Annotated in this window: 28 protein-coding genes and 2 tRNA genes; 19 read left to right on the forward strand and 11 right to left on the reverse strand. The window is 63.1% G+C overall.

The genetic code is table 11. From position 1 onward, the window contains the following. The first annotated feature begins 2 nt into the window (after positions 1-2). The 3 genes from FJ936_RS25685 (at position 3) to FJ936_RS25695 (ending at position 2924) form a co-directional block, all read left to right on the forward strand. The gene (locus tag FJ936_RS25685; protein WP_140617183.1) at positions 3-1016 is read left to right on the forward strand and encodes an ABC transporter substrate-binding protein; all 1014 of its coding nucleotides are present in this window, start codon (positions 3-5) and stop codon (positions 1014-1016) included. A gap of 160 nt (positions 1017-1176) precedes the next feature. Further along, positions 1177-2031 carry an ABC transporter ATP-binding protein gene (locus FJ936_RS25690; RefSeq protein ID WP_141907137.1) on the forward strand — a complete coding sequence of 285 codons (855 nt, stop codon included), beginning with the start codon at positions 1177-1179 and terminating at the stop codon, positions 2029-2031. A 14-nt stretch (positions 2032-2045) separates the two neighbouring features. Then, positions 2046-2924: an ABC transporter permease gene (locus FJ936_RS25695; RefSeq protein WP_015318444.1), complete on the forward strand. Its 879-nt coding sequence runs from the start codon at positions 2046-2048 to the stop codon at positions 2922-2924. Between the two features lie 45 nt (positions 2925-2969). Here FJ936_RS25695 and FJ936_RS25700 read toward each other — a convergent pair whose 3' ends face one another. Further along, positions 2970-4322 carry a sensor histidine kinase gene (locus FJ936_RS25700; RefSeq protein WP_140617182.1) on the reverse strand — a complete coding sequence of 451 codons (1353 nt, stop codon included), beginning with the start codon at positions 4320-4322 and terminating at the stop codon, positions 2970-2972. Positions 4323-4334: 12 nt separating this feature from the next. After that, entirely contained in the window at positions 4335-5012 is a 678-nt protein-coding gene (locus tag FJ936_RS25705) for a response regulator (protein WP_140617181.1), read from the reverse strand. Between the two features lie 480 nt (positions 5013-5492). Between FJ936_RS25705 and FJ936_RS25710 the strand changes: the two genes are divergently transcribed. The 4 genes from FJ936_RS25710 to FJ936_RS25725 all read left to right on the forward strand — a co-directional run bounded on the left by FJ936_RS25710 (position 5493) and on the right by FJ936_RS25725 (position 7094). Continuing rightward, positions 5493-5693 carry a DUF680 domain-containing protein gene (locus FJ936_RS25710; RefSeq protein ID WP_015318441.1) on the forward strand — a complete coding sequence of 67 codons (201 nt, stop codon included), beginning with the start codon at positions 5493-5495 and terminating at the stop codon, positions 5691-5693. A gap of 45 nt (positions 5694-5738) precedes the next feature. After that, complete coding sequence (locus FJ936_RS25715) at positions 5739-5966, forward strand: DUF680 domain-containing protein (protein WP_015318440.1); 228 nt, start codon at positions 5739-5741, stop codon at positions 5964-5966. Positions 5967-6410: 444 nt separating this feature from the next. After that, positions 6411-6644: a DUF680 domain-containing protein gene (locus FJ936_RS25720; RefSeq protein ID WP_140790565.1), complete on the forward strand. Its 234-nt coding sequence runs from the start codon at positions 6411-6413 to the stop codon at positions 6642-6644. 207 nt (positions 6645-6851) lie between these two features. Then, positions 6852-7094: a DUF680 domain-containing protein gene (locus tag FJ936_RS25725; protein ID WP_140790563.1), complete on the forward strand. Its 243-nt coding sequence runs from the start codon at positions 6852-6854 to the stop codon at positions 7092-7094. A gap of 50 nt (positions 7095-7144) precedes the next feature. Here FJ936_RS25725 and FJ936_RS25730 read toward each other — a convergent pair whose 3' ends face one another. From FJ936_RS25730 to purM, 3 genes are read right to left on the reverse strand one after another with little or no spacing between them, the layout of a single operon-like run. Further along, the gene (locus tag FJ936_RS25730; protein ID WP_140790561.1) at positions 7145-7654 is read right to left on the reverse strand and encodes a histidine phosphatase family protein; all 510 of its coding nucleotides are present in this window, start codon (positions 7652-7654) and stop codon (positions 7145-7147) included. A 14-nt stretch (positions 7655-7668) separates the two neighbouring features. Continuing rightward, complete coding sequence (gene purN, locus FJ936_RS25735; RefSeq protein ID WP_140790559.1) at positions 7669-8382, reverse strand: phosphoribosylglycinamide formyltransferase; 714 nt, start codon at positions 8380-8382, stop codon at positions 7669-7671. Next, on the reverse strand, positions 8379-9488 hold the full coding sequence (gene purM, locus FJ936_RS25740; RefSeq protein WP_140790557.1) for a phosphoribosylformylglycinamidine cyclo-ligase: 1110 nt from the start codon (positions 9486-9488) through the stop codon (positions 8379-8381). Before purM ends, purN begins: the two co-directional genes overlap by 4 nt. A 210-nt stretch (positions 9489-9698) precedes the next feature. Here purM and FJ936_RS25745 point away from each other — a divergent pair, with 210 nt between their 5' ends. The 5 genes from FJ936_RS25745 to FJ936_RS25765 all read left to right on the forward strand — a co-directional run bounded on the left by FJ936_RS25745 (position 9699) and on the right by FJ936_RS25765 (position 13186). Beyond that, a complete protein-coding gene (locus FJ936_RS25745) occupies positions 9699-10253 on the forward strand; it encodes a CDP-alcohol phosphatidyltransferase family protein (RefSeq protein ID WP_015318434.1) in 555 nt (184 codons plus the stop codon). Positions 10254-10329: 76 nt separating this feature from the next. Beyond that, positions 10330-11505, forward strand: coding sequence for an AI-2E family transporter (locus tag FJ936_RS25750; RefSeq protein WP_140726476.1), 1176 nt, complete (start codon positions 10330-10332; stop codon positions 11503-11505). Position 11506: 1 nt separating this feature from the next. Next, positions 11507-12211: a DnaA regulatory inactivator HdaA gene (gene hdaA, locus FJ936_RS25755; RefSeq protein WP_140790610.1), complete on the forward strand. Its 705-nt coding sequence runs from the start codon at positions 11507-11509 to the stop codon at positions 12209-12211. A gap of 331 nt (positions 12212-12542) precedes the next feature. Continuing rightward, positions 12543-12800, forward strand: a complete 258-nt coding sequence (locus FJ936_RS25760; RefSeq protein ID WP_015318431.1) for a type II toxin-antitoxin system prevent-host-death family antitoxin — start codon at positions 12543-12545, stop codon at positions 12798-12800. After that, a complete protein-coding gene (locus FJ936_RS25765) occupies positions 12797-13186 on the forward strand; it encodes a type II toxin-antitoxin system VapC family toxin (protein WP_015318430.1) in 390 nt (129 codons plus the stop codon). Before FJ936_RS25760 ends, FJ936_RS25765 begins: the two co-directional genes overlap by 4 nt. Positions 13187-13214: 28 nt before the next feature. On the opposite strand, the gene FJ936_RS25770 is transcribed toward FJ936_RS25765, so the two are convergent. Both FJ936_RS25770 and FJ936_RS25775 read right to left on the reverse strand, forming a co-directional pair. Beyond that, on the reverse strand, positions 13215-13595 hold the full coding sequence (locus tag FJ936_RS25770; RefSeq protein ID WP_224594032.1) for a hypothetical protein: 381 nt from the start codon (positions 13593-13595) through the stop codon (positions 13215-13217). 24 nt (positions 13596-13619) lie between these two features. After that, positions 13620-13696 (reverse strand) — tRNA-Pro (locus FJ936_RS25775). Positions 13697-13820: 124 nt separating this feature from the next. Here FJ936_RS25775 and FJ936_RS25780 point away from each other — a divergent pair. From FJ936_RS25780 to FJ936_RS25805, 6 genes are all read left to right on the forward strand, one after another. After that, on the forward strand, positions 13821-14126 hold the full coding sequence (locus FJ936_RS25780; RefSeq protein ID WP_015318428.1) for an ETC complex I subunit: 306 nt from the start codon (positions 13821-13823) through the stop codon (positions 14124-14126). A gap of 44 nt (positions 14127-14170) precedes the next feature. Further along, positions 14171-14247 (forward strand) — tRNA-Arg (locus FJ936_RS25785). A gap of 267 nt (positions 14248-14514) precedes the next feature. Further along, a complete protein-coding gene (locus tag FJ936_RS25790) occupies positions 14515-14736 on the forward strand; it encodes a hypothetical protein (RefSeq protein WP_015318427.1) in 222 nt (73 codons plus the stop codon). A gap of 200 nt (positions 14737-14936) precedes the next feature. Then, positions 14937-15725 (forward strand): GGDEF domain-containing protein, encoded by a 789-nt coding sequence (locus tag FJ936_RS25795; RefSeq protein WP_140790555.1) that lies wholly within the window; start codon positions 14937-14939, stop codon positions 15723-15725. Positions 15726-16006: 281 nt separating this feature from the next. Beyond that, entirely contained in the window at positions 16007-16894 is an 888-nt protein-coding gene (locus FJ936_RS25800; RefSeq protein WP_246680530.1) for a glycosyltransferase family 4 protein, read from the forward strand. A gap of 153 nt (positions 16895-17047) precedes the next feature. Beyond that, complete coding sequence (locus tag FJ936_RS25805; RefSeq protein WP_140790551.1) at positions 17048-18274, forward strand: anion transporter; 1227 nt, start codon at positions 17048-17050, stop codon at positions 18272-18274. A 3-nt stretch (positions 18275-18277) separates the two neighbouring features. Here the strand turns inward: FJ936_RS25805 and FJ936_RS25810 are convergent, their stop codons facing one another. Beyond that, positions 18278-18865 carry a TetR/AcrR family transcriptional regulator gene (locus FJ936_RS25810; RefSeq protein WP_140726271.1) on the reverse strand — a complete coding sequence of 196 codons (588 nt, stop codon included), beginning with the start codon at positions 18863-18865 and terminating at the stop codon, positions 18278-18280. An 84-nt stretch (positions 18866-18949) separates the two neighbouring features. On the opposite strand from FJ936_RS25810, the gene FJ936_RS25815 reads away from it, so the two are divergent. Further along, entirely contained in the window at positions 18950-19846 is an 897-nt protein-coding gene (locus FJ936_RS25815) for a crotonase/enoyl-CoA hydratase family protein (RefSeq protein ID WP_140790547.1), read from the forward strand. Here the strand turns inward: FJ936_RS25815 and FJ936_RS25820 are convergent. The 3 genes from FJ936_RS25820 to FJ936_RS25830 form a co-directional block, all read right to left on the reverse strand. Next, the gene (locus FJ936_RS25820) at positions 19792-20112 is read right to left on the reverse strand and encodes a cupredoxin family copper-binding protein (protein ID WP_181171288.1); all 321 of its coding nucleotides are present in this window, start codon (positions 20110-20112) and stop codon (positions 19792-19794) included. The two genes, FJ936_RS25815 and FJ936_RS25820, sit on opposite strands and share 55 nt — an antisense overlap. Then, positions 20109-20633 carry a DUF4142 domain-containing protein gene (locus tag FJ936_RS25825; protein ID WP_015318420.1) on the reverse strand — a complete coding sequence of 175 codons (525 nt, stop codon included), beginning with the start codon at positions 20631-20633 and terminating at the stop codon, positions 20109-20111. The genes FJ936_RS25820 and FJ936_RS25825 overlap by 4 nt, the downstream gene beginning before the upstream one ends. A 106-nt stretch (positions 20634-20739) precedes the next feature. Beyond that, entirely contained in the window at positions 20740-21426 is a 687-nt protein-coding gene (locus FJ936_RS25830) for an RNA polymerase sigma factor (protein ID WP_181171286.1), read from the reverse strand. Between the last annotated feature and the right edge of the window lie 72 nt (positions 21427-21498).

Here is a 21498-nt window from a genome sequence, read left to right on the forward strand (position 1 = left end):
ACATGACCGGTTTGATCTCGAAGTGCATCTTGCGTTCGGCGGCGCTGACGCTCGCCATTGTCGGCACGGGCGCGACCGCGGCGTCCGCCGCGGACAAGATCACCATCATCGTCGGCGGCATGGAAAAGCAGATTTACCTGCCGGCCGTGCTCACCCAGCAGCTCGGCTACTTCAAGGATGAGGGGCTCGACGTCGAACTGATCAACTCGCGAGCCGGCGTCGAGGCCGAGAATGAATTGCTGGCCGGCGCCGTGCAGGGCGTTGTCGGCTTTTATGACCACACTGTCGACCTACAGTCAAAGGGCAAATACATCGAGTCGATCGTCCAGTTCAGCCAGGCCCCTGGCGAGGTCGAACTGGTCTCCGCCAAGCACCCGGAGATCAAGTCGCCGGCCGACTTCAAGGGCGCCACGCTGGGCGTCACCGGGCTTGGGTCGTCGACCGATTTCCTGACCCAATATCTTGCCGTCCGCAGCGGCCTGAAGCCGGGTGATTACACGCTGCTGCCGGTAGGCGCCGGCAACACCTTCATCGCCGCCGTCAAGCAGGACCAAATTCAGGCCGGCATGACCACGGAGCCGACCATCGCGAAATTGCTCAAGACCGGCGAGGCCAGTGTCCTGGTCGACATGCGCACGCCCGAAAAGACCAAGGAAGCGCTGGGCGGCGACTATCCTGCGGCATCCTTCTACGTCCAGTCTTCCTGGGTCGAAGGCCACAAGGACGAAGCACAGAAGCTCGCCAATGCCTTCGTCAAGACGATGAAGTTCATCGCCGGCCATTCGGCCGAGGAGATCGCCGACAAGATGCCGAAGGACTATTACGCCGGCAACAAGGATCTCTATATCCAGGGGCTCGCCGGCGGCAAGGCGATGTTCACGCCCGACGGACGCATGCCGGCCGATGGCCCCGAGACGGTGCTGAAAGTTCTGTCGACCTTCTCCAAGAGCCTGCAGGGCAAGCAGATCGACCTGTCGAAAACCTTCACGACGGAATTCGTCGACGCCGCCAAGTAGGCAGGCAGGCGAGGCGGGTTACCCGGTTCGCTCTTGAGGAACAACAAGTTGCGCCGCTGGCCTGAATCGATTTGGCAGCGGCGCTCCTACCGATGTCGAGAGATGGCGACCACAAGTTTTGGCCGCAGGCATTCTCGCATCATCGCCACAGGAGTATGCCATGCAAGTGCAAACGATGGCGGCTGAGAAGTTGTCTCAGGCCGCGCCGCCGGCCGATGCCGCGATCGCTATCGATGATGTGACGCTACGCTTCGTCACGCCCGACGGCCATATGATGACGGCGATCCGCGACTTCACCATGACGGTGGCGCGTGGCGAATTCGCCTGCGTCGTCGGGCCGACCGGCTGCGGCAAGTCGACGACGCTCAACCTCGTCACCGGCCTGCTGCGGCCGACCACAGGTCATGTCCGCGTCATGGGCAAACCGGTCACCGATATCAGCCGCGACATCGGTTTCGTCTTCCAGGCCGATGCGCTTTTTCCCTGGCGAAGCGTCATCGACAATGTCGCCGCCGGTCCGCTTTATCGCGGGATCCCCAAGGCGCAGGCCTATGATCGGGCCCGCGACTGGATCGCCCGCGTCGGCCTCGGCCGCTTCGAAAAACATTATCCGCACCAGCTTTCGGGCGGCATGCGCAAGCGCGTCGCCCTTGCCCACACCTTCATCAACCAGCCGAAGATTCTGCTTATGGACGAGCCGTTCAGTGCGCTCGACATGCAGACGCGCACGGCCATGCAAGACGAATTGCTCGGCCTGTGGTCGGAACAGAAATCCTCCGTCGTCTTCGTCACCCACGATCTGGAGGAGGCGGTGGCGCTGGCCGACAAGGTCTATGTGCTCACCGCCGGGCCGGGAACGGTCAAGAGCGTCTACCGCATCGACCTGCCGCGTCCGCGTGTCATGGCCGACATCCGTTACGACCCGAAATTCGTCGAGATCGCCAAGGTGATCTGGAACGACCTGCGCGAAGAAGTGCAGCTCGGCCAGAGCCGCACCTTGCAGAGCGGGCATTGAGAGGAGACACCAACATGACCGCTATCTCTCCCACCGCTTCCCATGCCGCCGTCCGCGATGCCTCCATTGCCGTTGCCGAGGCCCGGGCGAGGGCCCGGCTGCGCCGCCGCCATGCTTTGGTCATCGGCCTGCGCCTGGCTATCCTCGTTGCGTTCCTTGGCCTGTGGGAACTCGGCGCCGACTATAACATCATCGACCCGTTCTTCTTCGCCAGCCCCTCGGGCATCTGGGAACAGATCTGGTCCTGGATCACCGAGGGCACCTCGCAGGGACCGCTCTGGCTGCAGATCTATGTGACGCTGGAGGAAACCTTCCTCGGCTTCGCCATCGGCGCACTGGGCGGCATCGCCGCCGGCATCATTCTCGGCCGCAACCGGCTGCTGGCCGATGTCTTTTCGATCTACATCAAGATCGCCAATTCCGTGCCGCGCGTCGTGCTCGGCTCTGTCTTCATCATCGCGCTCGGGCTCGGCATGGCCTCGAAAGTGGCGCTCGCCGTGGTGATGGTGTTCTTCGTCGTTTTCGCCAACGCCTTCCAGGGGGTTCGCGAGGCCGACAGGGCAATGATCGCCAACGCCCAGATCCTCGGTGCCTCGCCGTTCCAGATCACCCGCACCGTCATTATCCCGTCGGCGATGAGCTGGATCCTGGCCAGCCTGCATGTCAGCTTCGGCTTTGCCTTGGTCGGCGCCGTGGTCGGCGAATTCCTCGGCGCCAAGCAAGGCATGGGCCTGCTGATCTCGACCGCGCAGGGCGCCTTCAACGCCAATGGCGTCTTCGCCGCCATGATCATCCTGGCGGTTATGGCGCTGGTGGTGGAATTCATCATCACCCGCTTCGAGAACTATGTCGTCAAGTGGCGGCCGGCGCCGTTCAACGAGCAGGGCACCTGATTTTGTTCCGAGGACAGTACGAGCCCGCGCTTGGTGCGGGTCGGTTCAGGCCAGGGGCAACCTGACCTCGACCACCAGACCGCCGGCCGCGCCATCCCCGAGGGTGACGCGGCCGCCGGCATTCTCGACAACCTCGCGCACGATGGCGAGGCCCAGGCCGCTGCCTTCCTCGGTCGAACCGGCGATGCGATAAAAGCGCTCGAACACGTGATCCCGCTCTTCGGCCGGGATGCCGGGTCCGTCATCGGCTACCGTCAACACGGCTTCGCTATCGATGGCGGCCAGCTTCACCGTCACGCTGGCGCCTGCCGTCGAGTAACGCAGCGCGTTGTCGACAAGATTGACGATCATCTCGCGCAGCATGGTGCCGTCGCCAATGACTGCAACCGGCCCTGTTTCCTCCAGCCCGAGATCGATCTTGCGGGCGATCGCCGCGGGCGCCTGCGTTTCCAGTACATGGCGGGCGGCTTCTGTCAGGTCGATGCGATCGGCGCGTGGCCGCCGGCTGCCAGGCTCGGCACGCGACAGGGTGAGCAATTGTTCGGCCAGCCGCGCCAGCTTGCCGGAGCTGGCCTGCAGCGCCACCAGCGCTTCCTGGCGCGCATCGGTGGCGGTTTCGCGTAGCGCATAGCTTGCCTGCGTCGATAGCAGCGCCAGCGGCGTGCGCAATTGATGTGCGGCATTGGCGATGAAACGGCGCTGCGCTCCCATCTGCGCGCGCACCCGTTCCATGTAGGCGTTGAGCGCCTCTATCAGAGGCCGGATTTCGCTCTGCGCGCCCGGCACGTCAACCGGATCGAGGTCGCTTCGGCTTGGCGAACGCACCGCGTCGCGCAGGCTCATCAATGGCGCCAGGCCGCGGCGCAGGCCAAGCAGCACGAACACGCCGGCGATCGCCACCAGCGCCAGTTGCTGGACGAAGGCGCTGAACCACAGCCGCTTCACCATCGCATCATGCCCGGAGAGCGTTATGCCCACGGTGACCGTTATGGGGGAATCGCCGCCGGCGCCGATCACCGCGTGGCTGAGCGTCAAGAGCCGCAACATATGGTCGCGATAGCTCGCCTCGGCGCTCGCATGCCGCGGCGCTTGCGGCAAATCGGGGTAACCGGTCAGCAACCGTCCTCCGGCGGTCTCGACGCGATAGTAGACGCTGTCGCGATCGCCGGTATCGAACATCTCGATCGCCGCCGGCGGGATGGTAGCATCGAGTACGCCATCGGCCATGGCGACCTGCTCGGCGATGGCGCGGGCCGAGCCGACCAGCATGCGGTCGGTGACCAGATCGGCGGTTGCCAGAGCGTTGCGCTGGCTGGTCCACAGATTGATCGTCGCAAGCCCGGCCAGGGGGAGCACGACCCAGGCCAGCAATTGCAGGCGCAGGCTGTTAGTCTTCATAGCGCCAAATCATCATGGCGCCAGGTCCTCATGGCGCAAGAGATAGCCGAGGCCACGCAAAGTGGTGATCTGGACCCGCGACCCCTCGAGCTTCTTGCGCACACGGTGCACATAGATCTCGATGGCGCTTGGATCGGCGTCGGTCTCGAAATCGTAGATCGCTGCCGACAGGGCGGCCTTGCTTACCGTGCGTCCCGCCTTGATCATCAATTGTTCAAGCACGGCATGTTCGCGTGGTGTCAGGGCCAGTGTTTCACCGCCGAGCGAAAACAGCCTGGTGTTGGTGTCGAAGATGAGGTCGCCGCAGGCAACGACCGGTGCCGTCCGGTCATTGGCGCGGCGCAGTTGCACGCGGATGCGCGCTTCGAGTTCCTCTACCTGGAAGGGCTTCGCCAGATAGTCGTCGGCGCCTTCGTTGAGGCCTTTGACCCGGCCATCGAGGCTGGCATTGGCAGTCAGTACGATCACCGGCACCCGGTTGCCGCGGGCTCGCAGCATGCGCAGCACTTCCAGTCCGCCCATGCGGGGCAACGCAAGGTCGAGAATGACAAGCGCGTGGTCGCCGGCGGCAAGCGCGTGCTCGACATCCTCGCCGTCATGGACGATGTCGACGACATAATTCGCCTGGCGCAAGGTCTTGCCTAGCCAGTCCGCCAGTTCGCGATTGTCCTCCACAAGCAGCAATCGCATGTCTATTGCCGTTCCAGCATCCACTTCGGTCTCAACGGCCACCAAGGCTCGATCGACGATCCCATTCGGCAATCGGAACCCGGATGATCGATAGTATCGATCGCAACGCAAGGCAAATGCGGCTTGGCTGCGGCCGGCGATGGGTTTTCGCGGGCTAGATGCCTCGTTTGAAACATAGATCGAACCGAACGGTTCGGTTCTGGTTGACGGATTGTATCGTAAACAGTGAACAATAGGCGTGAGTCGGTTGGTGTTTGCGTCTGCGGGAGAAACGCTAATCTCCTGAAAACGTTTGAGAATTCAGGCTAAGAATGCTGCAATGCAATATGCATTGTCCATAATATGATGAAATACTGCAAAGCCGACGCGACTGGTAATTCCAAAGGGCCTTCCCCATCTGGAGGTGGTCCGAGCGACGCGAAATCCTCCCAAGGGCACGCCACTAGACGGACAGAACAAAGAAATTCTGGAGTAAATAAAATGACCAAGATCGCTCTTACCGCCGCCGCCATCCTCGTTGCCACGGGCACTGCTTTTGCCGGCAGCGACAATTATGGCTCGGCCAACGCCAACCAGCCTGCCGCCACTGTCGACCATTCGGTCACTGCTTCGACCTCGAAGTCGACGGCCGCGTCGGTCCAGGCTCCGCAGGGCGCTGACCGCAACCTCTTCGGCCGCTAATCGCGACTGCCAATCCATCCAACTTTGAATTCAGGAGTACTTGAAATGACCAAAATCGCACTCACCGCCGCTGCCATCCTCGTTGCCACTGGCACCGCTTTTGCCGGCAGCGACAACTACGGTTCCGACAACGCCAACCAGCCGGTTGCCAGCCAGTCGACCTCCAACGTCGACACCTTCCACACCGGTTCGATCCTGAAGGCGGACAAGGCGCAGGCCGATGCCAATGCCAACGTTCCGGCCCAGTCGGGCCAGGGCATCTGGGGCCGCTAATCCCTTCTTGCATCGCGTGACTACAAAGAGCGGTGGGCCTGGCCCGCCGCTCTTGTTTTTTGTGACAAATGGAATCAGGCGAGCCAGTCGGGTTCAGTCGTGCCGGATAGCCGTCGAACAAGTGCCGGCCAGCGCGCCGGTCACGGATCGAACCAATTGGTTCAATTAATGTTGACGCGCCGTGAGCGCCCGGCGAACGCCGCCTCGGCGAAACAAAGCGTAATGCTCCGTGAGTTGCGCAACAAGCGGCTGATAATGTTGATGAAAACACTTCTGCCGAAATCCGTTATCCAGCCTTGAGGTGCGAAATCGGGCCGTGAAGGAACATCTTCGTGATTGGAAGCCGACGAACGAAAAACCCACGTTCAGCTGGTCCGAGCGACGCGAAATTCCTCCCAAAGGCACGCCACTTGACGGACAGACCAGACCTATCGGAGTAGAGAAATGAACAGGATCGCACTTACCGCCGCTGCCATTCTCGTTGCCACGGGCAGCGCGTTCGCCGGCAGCGACAATTATGGCTCTGACAATGTCAATCAGCCGGCGGTCACCGCGCCCGTGGGTAAAATTGACCACAGCTACACGGCTTCGATCCGCAAGCCGGTCGAACACCGCGGTTTCAAGCTGACGCCCGATTCCAATCAGCCTGATCCCGGCCAGGGCAACTGGGGCAACTGATCCACGCCGGCCTCGCCTGGCTTGACGACAAAGAGCGGTTGGTCTGGCCCGCCGCTCTTGTTTTGAATGAGGTCAGACCGAAGGCCGCCGATCTTCTCAGTCGGCAAAACATCTCACGTCCAGGAATAAAACCAGGCTGCTTCTGGTCTTCTCCTCAGCGGAACCGTCCTCCCAAGACGCCGCCCAACGGATGAACAGGAGATTGAAATGAACAGACTTGCTCTCGCTACCGCCGCTATCCTTGTCGCAGCCGGGGGTGCATTCGCCGGCAGCGACCACTATGGCTCCGACAATGCCAACCAGCCGGTCGTCGCCCCGGTCGCCGGCGTGGATCACGCCGCCGCGGGCGCCGTCAACGATACGGATATGATCAAACACAAGACCGCCGACACCAAGATGAAGCCAGCCACCGACTGGCCCGAGCCTGGCCAGGGCATCTGGGGCAACTGATGTCGCGGCTGCGGCGGGTCTGATCTGCCGCACCCGCGGACATTAGACTTCTAGCTCAGATCCTTCGGCCGCAGGCAATGTGTCAGCCTGGCGGCCGACACCCCGGACCAATCGTCTTCAAGGACGAAGCGCGCGAGGGCTGCTGTCGGAAACTTTTCCTCGAGCCTCTTGCGCGCCTTCGCCTCCGATCCCGGTCCGGCAAGCTGTTTTGCCAGCTCCTCAAGGCCCGGATTGTGGCCGAGAACCAGCAGGCAGCTGGTCGAAGGGTCCGCTTTGCGTAGCTGACCCAGAATATCCGCCGCTGCGGCATCGTAGAGCGCCTCGGCAAACGCGACCCGGGGATGCACTGGCAGTTCCGCCGCCACCAGCCGCCAGGTATCGCGGGTGCGCAGCGCCGGCGACACCAGCGCCTGATCCGGCAGCCAGTTGCGCGCTCCAAGCTCGCGGCCGATCAGCCGGGCCGCCTTCAACCCACGTTCCGCCAGCGGTCGGTCGAAACCGTTGAGGTCAGGGTCGTCCCAACTCGATTTGGCGTGACGCAGCAGGAGCAGCTGTTTCATCGCTGCGCTCTCGCTCAGGGCGTGATCCGCGCCAGGTGCTCGAGGTCGGCTTCCTCGCGCAGCGGATCGGGCGCCATCACCACCGAGGTGCCGTTGTCGGCATCGTCGGCGAAGTGGGCAAGAACCGTATGCCCGTCCTCCATGCGTGCCTTGCCTTCGGTGACCAGTCCAAGCGCCAGCGGGTAGAGCCGGTGCTCGGCCTTGAGCACGCGCGCGGCCAGCGTATCGGCATTGTCGCCGACCATCACCGGCACGGCCGCTTGCGCGATGATCGGGCCATCGTCCATCTCGGACGTGACGAAATGCACCGTGCAGCCGTGGATGCGGATGCCGGCGGCCAATGCGCGGGCATGGGTGTCGAGCCCCTTGAAGGCCGGCAGCAGGGCAGGGTGGATGTTGATCATGCGGCCCTGCCATTTCTGGACAAAGCCGGGGGTCAGGATGCGCATATAGCCGGCCAGCGCCACGATGTCGGCGTTGAAGGCCGCAAGTGCCGCGTCGATCGCCGCGTCATGCGCCTGCTTGCTGCCATGGTCGGCGCGGGAAATGACCTGGGTGGCGATGCCGCGTGCCCTGGCGATGCCGAGGCCGGCGGCGTCCGCCTTGTCGGAAATGACGCCGGCAATCTCGGCCGGGAAGGCCGGATCGCTGGCCGCCGCGATCAGCGCGGTCATGTTGGAGCCGCGCCCCGAAATCAGGACAACGGTGCGTTTTCTCTGCGTGCTCATAGGCCGATCGAACCTCGATAGATGACGCCGGCGTCGCGACGCGGCACGATGCGGCCGATCGGCGTCACCGTCTCGCCGGCTTCCTGCAGCACGGCAGCGACCTGCGCCGCCTGACCGGAAGCGACAGCCAAAATCATGCCGATGCCGCAATTGAAGGTGCGCATCATCTCCTCCGGCGCCACGCCGCCTGTCTTGGCCAGCCAGGAAAACACCGGCGGCACGTCGATGGCATTGAGGTCAAGTTCGGCGGAAAAGTCCTTGGGCAGCACGCGCGGAATGTTTTCCGGAAAACCGCCGCCGGTGATGTGCGCCAGCGCCTTGATGCCATGCGTGTTGCGGATCGCCTTGAGGATCGACTTGACGTAGATGCGGGTGGGTTCGAGCAGTGCCTCGGCAAGCGTCGCCTCGTCGTTGAACGGTGCTGGATCGTTCCACGCCAGACCGCTGGCGGCGACGATGCGGCGCACCAGCGAGAAACCATTCGAATGCAGGCCAAAAGAGGCCAGCCCGAGCAGCACGTCGCCCTCGACGATGTCGTCGGTGGGCAGGAGCTGGCCGCGTTCGGCCGCACCCACGGCAAAGCCAGCAAGGTCATAGTCCTTGCCGTGATACATGCCCGGCATTTCCGCCGTCTCGCCGCCGATCAGCGCGCAGCCGGCCTGACGGCAGCCCTGTGCGATGCCGCCGACGATCGCGGCACCCTGATCGGGATCGAGTTTGCCGGTGGCGAAATAGTCGAGGAAGAACAGCGGTTCGGCGCCCTGCACGACGATGTCGTTGACGCACATGGCGACAAGGTCGATGCCGATCGTGTCGTGTTTTCCCGCCTCGATGGCGATCTTGAGCTTGGTGCCGACGCCGTCATTGGCTGCTACCAGCACCGGATCGGTGAAACCGGCCGCTTTCAGATCGAACAGGCCGCCGAAGCCGCCGATCTCGCCATCGGCGCCCGGCCTGCGCGTCGCGCGCACCAGCGGCTTGATCTTCTCGACCATGAGGTTGCCGGCATCGATATCGACGCCCGCCTGCGCATAGGTGAGCCCGTTTCCGCGCTTGGCCGTTTTGTTCTGGCCCGTTTTATGCTGGCCGGTTTCGCGCTTGCTCATCGCAATGTTCCTGCTCGTTTGCGGGCTCTTCGCATGAACGGTTTCGGTCCGCAAGGATAACGGCCGAACCGGGCTTCGTTTGGCCGACAAAAGCGTGGATAGCCGGGGGCATCGCACTCAGTGCTTGCGGCTGGCCCCAGCCGGCTCTCCCTTGCCTCGGCCCTCCATCTCCCTCATCTATCTCAACGCATAATACGGCGGGACAATGCGTTGACCATCCCCAACCTGATCACCATGCTGCGCGTTGTCCTGGTGCCTGCCGTGGTGTTGGCCATGCTGCAGGCGCGTTGGGACTGGGCCTTTGCCGGCTTCGTCGTTGCCGGCATTTCCGACGGCGTCGACGGCTTCATCGCCCGCCGCTTCAACCAGCAGTCCAGGTTCGGCGCCTATCTCGATCCGATCGCCGACAAGCTGCTGCTGGTTTCGGTGTTCGTCGTCATGGGCATCATCGGGCAGTTGCCGCTGTGGCTGGTCGTCACCATGGTGTCGCGTGACGCCTTGATCGTCTGCGCGGTCCTGTTGTCCACGGCGATGGCCCATCCGGTCGAGATCAAACCGTTCCTGGTCTCGAAGGCGAATACCGCCGTCCAGATCGTGCTGGCGGCGGTTGTGCTGGGCGAACTCGCCTTTGCCGTGCACCTCGACCCTCTGCGGCCAGGCCTCATATTGCTGTCCGGGGTCTTGACCGTGGCTTCGGCCGCGGCCTATCTCGTGGCTTGGCTGAGGCATATGAGCGGCTATGGCGAAGGCGGTAAATCAGGCTGACAAGCCCATCGACGGCAGGCCTGCCCGCAAGCCGGCCGCCCGCAAGGCGGCGCTGGGCAAGACCGACGACGGCCAGATGGTTGTCGTCGTGCCGGAAGGCGAGACGGCGGCAGAGGCCGAGGCGTCGGCCACGTTCCGGCGCCAGATATTCTTCTGGCTGGCGGGTGCCGCGATCCTGGCGCTCTTCCTTTATGTCTTCAGCGACATCCTGCTGCCCTTCGTCGCCGGCATGGTGCTTGCCTATTTCCTCGATCCGGTCGCCGACCGTCTGCAGCGGCTCGGCCTCAGCCGCTTCATGGCGACGGTGGTCATCCTCATCACATTCCTGATCGTGCTGGTGCTGGCCTTGGTCATCCTCATTCCGGTGCTGGCGACACAGATGGCCGATTTCGCCGGCAAGCTGCCGGAGTACCTGACCCGGCTGCAGAGCCTGATCACCTCCTTTGATCCGAAGTGGCTGGAACAGAAATTCGGCGTCAACGCCAATGGCTTGCGCGATGGGTTGAACTCACTGCTGACCTCCGGTTTCGGCCTGCTCACGACGGTTTTCACTTCGATCTGGAGTTCGGGCGTGGCGCTGGTCTCGGTGGTCAGCCTGTTCGTGGTGACGCCGGTCGTGGCCTTCTACATGCTGCTCGACTGGGACCGCATGGTGGCGGTCATCGACAGCTGGGTGCCGCGCGACAACGTCGCCACGGTCCGCGCCATCGCGCGCGACGTCAACACCGCCACTGCCGGCTTCGTGCGCGGCCAGGGTACGCTCTGCCTGGTGCTGGGCGCCATGTACGCCACCGGCCTTACGCTGACCGGGCTGAACTTCGCCATCCTCATCGGCCTGTTCGCCGGGCTGATCTCCTTCATCCCCTATGTCGGCTCATTGACCGGGCTGGTGCTGGCCGTCGGCGTCGCCTTCGTTCAGTTCTGGCCGGACTGGACGATGATCGTCGCGGTTGCGGTGGTCTTCTTCATCGGCCAGTTCATCGAAGGCAACATCCTGCAGCCCAGGCTGGTCGGCAAAAGCGTCGGCCTGCATCCTGTATGGCTGATGTTCGCGCTGTTCGCCTTCGGCGCGCTGTTCGGCTTCGTCGGCCTTTTGATTGCCGTGCCGGCTTCGGCGGCGGTTGCGGTGCTGGTGCGATTTGCCATCGCCCGTTATCTCGAATCGCCGCTCTACAAAGGCCATGCGACAGAACCCGCGCCGGCATTGCCAGCCGATCGCGGCGGCGGCCACCGCTCGCAACCGCGTCGCTGAAGTGACCGCGCAGCGAACCGACCCGCCACGCCAGTTGCCGCTCGATCTCGGCCATGGCACCGGTTACTCGCGTGACGAGCTGGTCGTCTCCGGTACCAACAACCAGGCGGCCGCACTGGTCGACCGCTGGCCGGATTGGCCAGCACCGGTGGTGGTGCTGGCGGGCCCAGCCGGCTCCGGCAAGACGCATCTGGCCTCGATCTGGGGTGCGCGCGCCAAGGCGGTGACTGTCGACGCCAGGCGCATTGGCGACAGCATCGCAAATCTTGGTGCCCGCCCGGCCCTGATCGATGATGTCGACGCACGCGCGGTCGACGAACTGGGCCTGTTCCATCTCATCAATGCGGTGCGTGGCGCCGGCTCGACGCTGCTTTTGACCGCACGCCGCTTTCCCTCGGCCTGGGGTGTATCGCTGCCCGATCTTGCATCGCGGCTCAAGGCTGCGGCGACCGTCGAGATCCATGAGCCCGATGATCTCCTGCTCGCCGGTGTCATCACCAAGCTGTTCGCCGACCGCCAGGTCGAGGTCGAGCCGCATGTCGTGCAGTATTTGGTGCGGCGCATCGAGCGTTCTCTGGCAACCGCGATGCGTGTGGTGGAGCGCCTGGATCGTACCGCCCTGGAGCGCAAGATGCCGATTACAAGGACGCTGGCCGCCGAAACCGTCAATGCCATGGACGAAGGGCAGGGCGAGTTCGAGATTTGATGACCTCACGGTTCCGGCGGTCCTCCGTCTCGACCTGAGTCCCATTTTGGGAAACAAGACTGGCATCCATCTTGCTGCGTGAGCTTGCCGGCTGACCCCGGTCCTGATTGCGTTCCAAATCAGGTTGTAGGCTCGCCGGGAATGAGGCGCTTGGGGTTCTCGCCCGGCGAGCTTGCGTTCAAAATGCGTCGAGCGGGTGCCGCCGCAGCGGACATCCATCCCAACGACACGGACCACCCCCGCATTGTCGAAACTCTTGAAATAGACCACTCGATGGTCTATTTCTCGATTGAAAGATTTGGACCGGAGAATGGTCCATGCGGAGTATTCGATGCAGGTATCCGTTACCGACGCCAAGGGACAGCTGACCGAGCTGGTGCGCCGCGCTGAGGCGGGCGACGAGGTCATTCTGACCCGTCACGGCCATGCGGCCGTGCGGCTGGTTCCCATCAAGGCAATGCCCGGCAAGGAAGGTCGCCGGACGCTCATGGAAGCGGCGCGTGCGGCAGGGGCGGCCAAGATGAAGGCCGGACCATCCGCTGCCCGCAGCCAGGACTTCCTTTATGGCGATGACGGCATGCCAGAATGATCGCGGTCGATACGTCGGCGCTTATGGCGATCGTCCTGAATGAACTTCAGGCCGACGCCTGCATGGCCGCGCTCGCAGCCGAGAACGACCTCCTGATCTCCGCCGGCACCGTTGCCGAGGCGCTGATCGTCGCGGCCCATCGTGGCGTCGCCGCCGAGCTGTCCAGCCTGATTGACGGGCTTGGTTTCGAGGTGGTGGTGGTAACGCCGGCCTCGGCCCGGCGTATCGCCGAAGCCTATGCGCGATGGGGCAAGGGCAGCCATCCGGCCGCGCTCAATTTCGGCGATTGTTTCTCCTACGAGGTGGCGAAGGAGCACGCTTGCCGGCTGTTGTATGTCGGAGCCGATTTTTCGAAAACCGATATAGAGGGTGTGCTCTCAACGTAACACTGCCGGCCGGTGAGCTTGCGGCCAATCACAGCCACATTCTGACGAAATGCCGGACCAACAGATAGACGGCCGAGTGCGCGGCAATATAGCAGGCCGCGACCAGCACAAAAATCCCGATGCTGGCTGCCCACGAACGGGAGGCGACGATGCCAGGTGCGAGCCTGCCGTGCCTGCGGCTCTCGCGATTGTTCCACGTCGCCAAGGCGGCACAGGCGATCGCCCATGCCACCATGAACGGAACCGTCACGCCCGCATAGGCGAAATAGGCCGGCCCGAACAGCGACACCCAAGCATCTATCCCAAGCACCGCCACCCCCCGTTTGCCCCAGCTTAAGCCGGCAATGGCGATGGAAGCGAGCCTGAAATAATGACACGCGGATAAGGGCCAAAACCCCTTCGGTGTCATCGGTGTCGCATTTTAAATGAGAAATGGTCGGAGTGGAGAGATTCGAACTCCCGACCCTCTGGTCCCAAACCAGATGCGCTACCAGCCTGCGCTACACTCCGAACGGTCTGTTGCCTATTCATTTCGGTGGTACATGGCAAGTGCAAAAACCTTGCCGCCGCTGCCAATGCGCAGTAATGACGGGCGAAGAGGCGGCGATGCCGCCTTGCCAACAAAGAGGTGGCCATGTCCGCGCGCATTTTCAGCCCAGCCAAAACCGCGATGCAGTCCGGCAAGGCCAAGACCGGCCATTGGGTGCTGGAATTCGACCCCGAGATGCGCAAGAAGATCGATCCCTTGATGGGCTACACCACGTCGGGTGACATGAGAAGCCAGATCCGGCTCACCTTCGACACCCGCGAAGAAGCGGTGGCCTACGCGGAAAAGGAAGGGCTTGCCTTCCGTGTCGAGGAACCGAAAGAGACCAAGCGCCGCCAGATTTCCTATGCGGAGAATTTCCGCTATGACCGCAGGACGCCCTGGACGCACTGAAAGGCGGCAGGCCCAAGCATCCAGCCGGCCGTTGGCCGGCCGACGGTCCCGTAGCTCAGCTGGATAGAGCACCGGCCTTCTAAGCCGATGGTCACAGGTTCGAATCCTGTCGGGATCGCCAATAATTTCAATGGCTTATGTTGCATGACCTCACGCGGTCGCGCGATCCTACCCCTGCCTGCCAGTGCTGCCACGCCGCTTACCGGAAGCCGGAACAGAGTTCGGCCCGCGCAGGGCTCTGGAATTATTTCGTGATCTGGCCCTGTTGGAACCTTGGCCAAAACTACGCGTTCGGGGCCTTGTATTCGTGGAGCCTCATAAAGGCACTATGCGGGCAAGCGAACGGGTGGGCAAAACAAGCGCGGGTTGGGGGAGGAGAAACAAGGCTATGTCGAAACGTGAAATTGGAACGTCCCCTGCCTTGGGGCGGCGTATCGCCGATCTCAGGGCCCGAATGCAAGACGCCGAAATTTCCGGCCATGAAATGAAAACCTTTCACAAGGTGGCCGCCATCATGGGATCTGGCGACGGTTCCTTGCAACTGGATGCCGACGACCTGATCGCGGCATCCTTCGTCGCCGAAGCGGTTGGGCCGGCGCCCAGCCGCTGACTTCGGAATTTCCCTTGTCCGAAATCCGGTGAGCAAATCGCGTCCTCCATTGGGGCACGGCCGCCTATTGGGCGATCGTGCTCCAGCGCCCGGCCCCTGATCTCGTCTCGTCGCCACCTGATCTCGAATTGAAAGGAAAGTCTTATCATTTTGTTTGCGTTGGCACGTCATAGTAGGGACGGCTAACGGAGTGAAAAGGGATGAAGCTGGACCTGTCGCCCACCAGCTGGGGCAGGGTGATGGCCGTCACCGCCGCCGGCACGGCGTTCTTCATTGCCGTGGCGTTTTTCGTCGATTCGTTCAATTTCCCGTATCTTTCGCCCGAGTCTGTCTGGCGCGCTAAGCTGACCGACCTTCTGCTGCCCTTGATGCTCGGCGGCTCGTTTCTGTTTTTCCTGATGTGGAAGATCCGCCAACTGGCGATAGCCCAGCGCGACCTCAGCGTCATTGCCGCGACGGATAGCCTGACGGCGGTGCTGAACCGCGGCGCCTTCTCGATGCTGGTCGAGGCCTATCTCGAACAGACCCGCAAGCAGGAAGAGACCCGTACCGGCGCGCTGCTGATCATCGATGCCGACCACTTCAAGTCGATCAACGACCGCCTCGGCCACGATTGCGGCGACCAGGCGCTCAAACTGATCGCGCAGGCGATCAAAGGCCAGCTGCGTGGCACCGATATCGTCGGCCGGATCGGCGGTGAGGAGTTCGGGGTATTCCTTCCCGGCGTCGACCCCTCGCAATCCTGGCTGGTTGCCGAAGGCATCCGCCGACGGATACGCGAAATGGACTTTTCGCCGGATGGCCGGTCCTGTCCGCTTTCCGTCAGCATCGGCGGCACCAGCTTCAGCGGGCCGACGACCTACGAGGCAATATTCTCCGCCGCCGACAGACGGCTTTATGCCGCCAAGTCGAATGGACGCGATCAGGTCAGCTTCGATCCGGCGGAAGCCGCTCTAGTGTCTCCGCTCAGCGCCGCCACCGTCCACTGAGGGCAGCCTTACAGCCGGCTGGCACCGACCGCTTCCTTGACGCATCCCTGTCTGTGTGCTTCCTCCGCGCAAGTGATGTATGGAACATCGCCAGAAACAATCCTGCTTCTTGAGTCCCTCGATCGTGCGGTTCGCGGGTACGGCACGGCCCGGGGATGCAGGGAATTGAATGGCCAAACGCCCCGGGCCCGGTAAGCACCGCGATCATGATCCACTTATTCAACGGCTTTCAGAACCCGTTTGGCGGCAGTGAGCGCGAAACCCTGGAGTTGTATCGGCTGTTGAGCGCCGACTCGCAGGTGCGCCTCTGGGCAACCTCGTCGCGCGTATCCGAGGACCTGATGCAGGAATTTCCGATACGCCGCGTCTCGCCTGCAACACGCAATGTGCCGGCTGGCGGCACCTATGTCTTTCTTGGCGCGCATTGGCGCAACAAGATGTGGCCTTATCTGATCCCGCGACCGCGCCGGCTGATCTATGTCTTCAACACCTTTCATCCCAAGATCATCGCCCTGACGACCCACAGGCCGCGCCTGCTGGGTTGGCCCGGTGCCGAACTGGTGCTGATCTCCGACTTTCAGAAACGCATGCTGCGGGTCGAGGGCGTCGTGCATCCGTCACCCATCGACATCGAGCGCTTCTCGCCACGGCAGGCAAGGCCAAACGGTCCGTTCACGGTGGGGCGACTGAGCCGCGATATGGCGGACAAGCATCATGCCGACGATGTGGCGCTCTATAAGGCATTGCTGGCCGACGGCGACGCGGTGCGGATTCAGGGCGGCATGCCGCTCAAGGACAGGCTTGCGCCGCATTCGCAACTCGAGCTCCTGCCGCAGGGTGAATTTGCCGCCGAACAGTTTCTGCCGACGCTCGACGTCTTCTATTATCGCACCGGCTCGCATGTGGAGACGTTCGGCCGTGTGGTGTTCGAGGCGATGGCCTGCGGCCTGCCGGTCGTTTGCCATTCGCATGGCGGCTACGCCGATCATATCAGGCATGGCGAAAACGGTTTCCTGTTCGAAACGACGCAACAGGCAGCACGGATCCTGGCCGAGCTTAAAGCCGACCCGGCACTGCGGTTGGCCGTGGGTCAGAAGGCGCGGCGAACCGTCGAGCAGCTGTTTTCGCCGCGGGCGGTGCAACAGCGGTTGGACTTCTATCGGCGTTAGCGGCGCCACGCCGTCCGGCTTTCCAGACACCCTCGGCCAGCAATCCACGTACCCCGTTTGGCATCGATCCCGACATCGCGCTAAAGCTGGCATCACGTGAATCGCGGGGCGGCCGGCATCGGCGCGCAGACAGATCGAGCAGGGCTTCTACCGATGACATTGACGGGCGCCGCGGCACTGCTGATCCTGATCTTGACCTATGCCGGCGTCGCAATCGGCCGGATACCTGGCTTGCGGCTCGACCGGGCAGGCATCGCGCTGCTTGGCGGCGCGGCCATGATCGCCATCGGCGCGCTCAGCATGGAGGATGCCTACCCGGCCATAAATTTCGACACCATCACCCTTCTGCTCGGCATGATGATCGTCGTGGCTCATCTGAAGGTGTCGGGTGCCTTTCGCGGTCTTGGCGCCATCGCCATCGAGCACGCGCATGCACCGTTCATGCTGCTGGTGATGGTGACGCTCCTCACCGGCGTGCTGTCGGCCTTCCTGGTCAATGATGCCATCTGCCTGGTCATGGCGCCGATCGTCGTCCACGTTACCCGCGTTATCAACCGCAATCCGATCCCCTATCTGATCGCCACCGCCACCGCTTCGAACTGCGGCAGCGTCGCCACCATCACGGGCAATCCGCAGAACATGGTCATCGGCGCGCTGTCGGGCATTTCCTATCCGGCCTTTTCGGCGGCACTCGCCCCGGTCGCCTTGTTCGGCCTTGTCGCGGTCATCGTCATCGTGCGCATCGTCTACCGCGCCGAATTCACCCGCAACGGCGAACTGACGCCACACATCTCGCGCGGCCGCATGCATCGCGGCCAGGTGCTGAAGGCGGTGGTCGTCTGCGTCGGGCTGGCGATCGCCTTCTTCGCTGGTGTTCCCGTAGCCAAGGCGGCGCTCATCGGCGGCGCCATTCTGCTGCTGACCCGCGCCATCAAGCCATCGCGCATCTACCGCGAGATCGACGGACCGCTGCTGTTCATGTTCGCGGGACTGTTCGTGGTGGTTGCCGGCGCGGAAAAGACGCTGCTGACACCTGAGATGATCGCCTCGGCCAAGAACATCGGGCTCGACGATGTCTGGAGGCTTTCGGGTTTCACCGCGGTGTTGTCCAACGTCATGAGCAATGTTCCGGCCGTGCTGGCGCTCAGGCCTTTCATACCCGGCCTGGAAAACCCCGAGCGCGCCTGGCTGGTCGTGGCCATGAGCTCGACGCTCGCCGGTAACTTCACGTTGCTCGGCTCGGTCGCCAATCTGATCGTCGCCGAGCAGTCCAAGGCCGCAGGCACGCCGTTGTCTTTCGGCGCCTTCTTCAAGGTCGGCCTGCCGCTGACGTTGGTTACGCTCTTGGCCGGTACGGGGTGGCTGGCGCTCGGGGGGTAGCCCCTAGGCCTGGCTGCCCGACATTCGCGCCCTGACAAGCGTGGCCGCGGCTCGTCCGGCTGCTTCGACGTAGTCGGGGTTGCGATGGATGAGCATGATCGAAAAGCAGCCGTCGATCAGCAGCACGATCTCGCGCGCCAGCGCCTGCGGCCCCTCGATATGGTGGCCGGACAATTCTGCCGCCAGCCATGTCTCGAAATTGCTTTTGTGCCGCGCCCCGACCTTGACCGCCGGGTGCCCTGGCATCGAGGCAAGCTCCGCGGCGGTGCGCAGGAAGCCGCATCCCTTCCATTTCGGATGGCGCGTGGCCCGGGCCAGGTTGGCGAAGATGGCTTCGACCTTGCTGTCCACACCACCTTGTTCAGCCTCGAACCAGCCGGCCATCCGTTTCAGATTGGGCTGATCGCGGCCGTCGAGATAGGCTGCGATGAGGTCGTCCTTGCTCTTGAAGTGGTAATAGAGCGTCCGCTTCGTGAGACCTGCTTCCTCGGCGACGGCATCGACGCTGACACGGCCGATCCCCTCCGCGTAAAACAATCTGGTTGCTGCGTCGACAATGCGCTTGCGGGTAGGACTTTGTGCTTCGGGCATGGGTCTAAGTATACCGACTAGTGAATATACACAAGGCGCGAATGGCGTAACCTTCCATCTCGTCACCATGCTGGAGGAAGCCAGATGACCGATCTTGTCCTGAACGAAAACAGGGAAGGCATTGCCGTCCTTTCTCTCAACCGCCCGGAAAAGCTGAACGCGTTGAACTATGCGCTGATCGATCGCCTGCTCGCGACACTCGACGACATTGAAGTCGACGACCGCATCCGCGCGGTCATTCTGACGGGGGCCGGCGAGCGGGCCTTCTCGGCGGGCGCCGACATAGAGGAGTTCTCGGCCAGCGTGGCGCTGGGCGCCGAGACGGCGCTGCGAGACTTCGTCATGCGGGGACAGCGGCTGACGGCAAGGCTGGAAGCCTTTCGCAAGCCTGTCATCGCAGCCGTCAACGGCCTCGCCTTCGGCGGCGGCTGCGAAATCACGGAGGCCGTGCCGCTAGCAATTGCCAGCGACCGCGCGCTGTTCGCCAAGCCGGAGATCACTCTGGCAATGCCGCCGACTTTCGGCGGAACGCAGCGCCTGCCCAGGCTCGCCGGGCGCAAGCGCGCGCTCGAACTGCTTTTGACCGGCGACTGGTTCCCGCCACAGCGGGCTCTTGACCTTGGCCTCGTCAATCAGGTGGTTCCGCATGACGATCTGATGCCGGCTGCGTTCAATCTGGCCAGGCGTATCCTTCGACACTCCGGACTGGCAGCCGCGGGCATCCTTACGGCGGTGACGCGAGGGCTCAATCTGAGCATCGCCGAAGGCTTGCTGGTCGAGGCCGAGCAGTTCGCCCGTATGGCCCCGACAGCCGATTTGCGCGAGGCGCTAGATGCCTGGATCAGCAGGCACAGGCCTGGACACGACGGGTCCTGGACGCATGTCGCGCGGCCCGAGGAGGCAAGGCGAGCCTCCGCGGCCCTGGATCACGGCGCCACCAGCAAGCGTCCTTTCATGTTGGGGTGGAAGCGGCAGAAATAGTCGACCGTTTGCGCCGTCTTCAGCGTCATGCTTGCCGACTTCTTCGGCGGGATTATCACCTCCCAGCCGCCCTTCACGGTGGCCGTGTGGGCGATCACATCCTTGTTCACCCACTCGATTGTGTCGCCGACCTTGGCATCGACGCTGGCCGGCGAAAAGACGAGCTTGTCGACGGTGACCTGGATGGTTGCCGCCGCTGCCGGCGCTGTGAATACCAACGCCAGCACGACCAGCAGCGCCAGATGATCCAAGGCGCCCGTTTTCATTTCAGCATGCCGGCGACGTGTTCGGCATGCTGCTCATGGCCCTGGAAGATCTTGAGGCCGGTCTCGAGCAGGCTCTTCAACTCGGCATTGCTGGCCGACGGTATGAGCAGGGTTTCGAGCGCGCCATTGACCTGCTTGTGATAGGCGACCTCGTTTTCGATATAAGCCTTGTCGAAGGCCGCCCCTTTCAGCTTGGCGAGCTTGGCACGTTCCTCCTTCGCCGCCTTCGTCAGCGCCTGGCTGGTAGCGTTGTCCTCGGGCTTCACCTTGAGCTTCTTGACGAGATCGAGCGCCTGCTTGTTCACCGCTTCGTGGTCGCGCTCCATGTCCTTGGCGAAATCGACGACCTCCTTGCTCTTTGACTTCTTGATCGCCTGCTTGGCCGCCTCGATGTCGAGGACGCCTGCTGTATAGGCGATATGGGCGATCTGCGGGTCGGTCGGCTTGTCGGCGGCTTGCGAGACCGGGGCAGCGCCGACGAGAAGCAGGGCGGCAAGGGCGACGGTATATCGGGTGAACATGGCATCCTCCTTGGCCCGGCCGCGCGGAGGCGCCGGGCTCGAATTTGCAGTTGACGCTCATTGGATGCGGGGCGGGGAGAAACGTTCCCGGAAAATCAGGACGGCATCATTCAAAACCCAGCCGTCCCATTACCGCCTGGGTCAGTCGCTCGCAGCGCCGACCCGCGAAGGGGAAGGCATCGAGCAGCACAGGGCCGATTTCATCGTCCAGCGCCTTGCGCAACAGGGCGCGCGCCCGGTGCAGCCTCGTCTTGACGGTCTCTGGCCGCACGCCAAGCAAATCGGCGGTTTCCTCCATGCTCAGGCCCTCGATGACGCGGGCGACGAAGACCATGCGGTAGATGTCGGGCAGGCTGTCGGTCGCCCGTTCGACAAGTGCGAGAATCTGCCGCTGCGCCATCGTCCGCTCCGGATCGTCGTTGGATTTGAGGGGAAACCTGATTATCCGCGCTTCCGGATCGGCAGGCATCTCCACCGTGCGACGTCTCTTGCGCAGGCGGCCGAGCGCTTCGTTGATGACGATGCGTGACAGCCAGGTGGCGAGCGTGGATTGGCCGCGAAACGCCGCCAGGCTGGCGAAGGCGCTGACATAGGCCTCCTGGACGACGTCCTCGGCTTCGGCGTCGTTGCGCAGAATGCCGCGCGCGATGCGGTAGAGCCGCTGGTTGTGTACCTTCATGATGGCGCGAAAAGCATCCGGGTCGCGGGTCAGCGCGCGGTGGACGAGCTGCATGTCGCCGGAAGGGCTTTCGGCAACCGTGGGCACCGTGGCGGGCATTGGCTGCTTGCTCATCGCGACCGGATCTCCTCGTGCAAATGCTGCACATTGGATGCGCCTGCCGGCAAAAGGTTCCCGGACCAGAGG

It is taken from the genome of Mesorhizobium sp. B2-4-13 (assembly GCF_006658535.1).
Taxonomy (GTDB): Bacteria; Pseudomonadota; Alphaproteobacteria; order Rhizobiales; family Rhizobiaceae; genus Mesorhizobium; species Mesorhizobium australicum.

Bases quoted from the DNA above. Each gene is read 5' to 3' on its own strand.
- FJ936_RS25710 (WP_015318441.1), top strand. From the start codon at position 5,493: ATGACCAAGATCGCTCTTACCGCCGCCGCCATCCTCGTTGCCACGGGC.
- FJ936_RS25725 (WP_140790563.1), top strand. From the start codon at position 6,852: ATGAACAGACTTGCTCTCGCTACCGCCGCTATCCTTGTCGCAGCCGGG.
- FJ936_RS25760 (WP_015318431.1), top strand. From the start codon at position 12,543: ATGCAGGTATCCGTTACCGACGCCAAGGGACAGCTGACCGAGCTGGTG.
- FJ936_RS25695 (WP_015318444.1), top strand. From the start codon at position 2,046: ATGACCGCTATCTCTCCCACCGCTTCCCATGCCGCCGTCCGCGATGCC.
- FJ936_RS25830 (WP_181171286.1), bottom strand. From the start codon at position 21,426: ATGAGCAAGCAGCCAATGCCCGCCACGGTGCCCACGGTTGCCGAAAGC.
- FJ936_RS25715 (WP_015318440.1), top strand. From the start codon at position 5,739: ATGACCAAAATCGCACTCACCGCCGCTGCCATCCTCGTTGCCACTGGC.
- FJ936_RS25790 (WP_015318427.1), top strand. From the start codon at position 14,515: ATGTCGAAACGTGAAATTGGAACGTCCCCTGCCTTGGGGCGGCGTATC.
- FJ936_RS25750 (WP_140726476.1), top strand. From the start codon at position 10,330: ATGGTTGTCGTCGTGCCGGAAGGCGAGACGGCGGCAGAGGCCGAGGCG.
- FJ936_RS25795 (WP_140790555.1), top strand. From the start codon at position 14,937: ATGAAGCTGGACCTGTCGCCCACCAGCTGGGGCAGGGTGATGGCCGTC.
- FJ936_RS25705 (WP_140617181.1), bottom strand. From the start codon at position 5,012: ATGCGATTGCTGCTTGTGGAGGACAATCGCGAACTGGCGGACTGGCTA.
- purN (WP_140790559.1), bottom strand. From the start codon at position 8,382: ATGAGCACGCAGAGAAAACGCACCGTTGTCCTGATTTCGGGGCGCGGC.
- FJ936_RS25810 (WP_140726271.1), bottom strand. From the start codon at position 18,865: ATGCCCGAAGCACAAAGTCCTACCCGCAAGCGCATTGTCGACGCAGCA.
- FJ936_RS25690 (WP_141907137.1), top strand. From the start codon at position 1,177: ATGCAAGTGCAAACGATGGCGGCTGAGAAGTTGTCTCAGGCCGCGCCG.
- FJ936_RS25815 (WP_140790547.1), top strand. From the start codon at position 18,950: ATGACCGATCTTGTCCTGAACGAAAACAGGGAAGGCATTGCCGTCCTT.
- FJ936_RS25770 (WP_224594032.1), bottom strand. From the start codon at position 13,595: ATGACACCGAAGGGGTTTTGGCCCTTATCCGCGTGTCATTATTTCAGG.
- FJ936_RS25780 (WP_015318428.1), top strand. From the start codon at position 13,821: ATGTCCGCGCGCATTTTCAGCCCAGCCAAAACCGCGATGCAGTCCGGC.
- FJ936_RS25765 (WP_015318430.1), top strand. From the start codon at position 12,797: ATGATCGCGGTCGATACGTCGGCGCTTATGGCGATCGTCCTGAATGAA.
- FJ936_RS25825 (WP_015318420.1), bottom strand. From the start codon at position 20,633: ATGTTCACCCGATATACCGTCGCCCTTGCCGCCCTGCTTCTCGTCGGC.
- FJ936_RS25700 (WP_140617182.1), bottom strand. From the start codon at position 4,322: ATGAAGACTAACAGCCTGCGCCTGCAATTGCTGGCCTGGGTCGTGCTC.
- FJ936_RS25720 (WP_140790565.1), top strand. From the start codon at position 6,411: ATGAACAGGATCGCACTTACCGCCGCTGCCATTCTCGTTGCCACGGGC.
- FJ936_RS25820 (WP_181171288.1), bottom strand. From the start codon at position 20,112: ATGAAAACGGGCGCCTTGGATCATCTGGCGCTGCTGGTCGTGCTGGCG.
- FJ936_RS25730 (WP_140790561.1), bottom strand. From the start codon at position 7,654: ATGAAACAGCTGCTCCTGCTGCGTCACGCCAAATCGAGTTGGGACGAC.
- FJ936_RS25685 (WP_140617183.1), top strand. From the start codon at position 3: ATGACCGGTTTGATCTCGAAGTGCATCTTGCGTTCGGCGGCGCTGACG.
- purM (WP_140790557.1), bottom strand. From the start codon at position 9,488: ATGAGCAAGCGCGAAACCGGCCAGCATAAAACGGGCCAGAACAAAACG.
- FJ936_RS25805 (WP_140790551.1), top strand. From the start codon at position 17,048: ATGACATTGACGGGCGCCGCGGCACTGCTGATCCTGATCTTGACCTAT.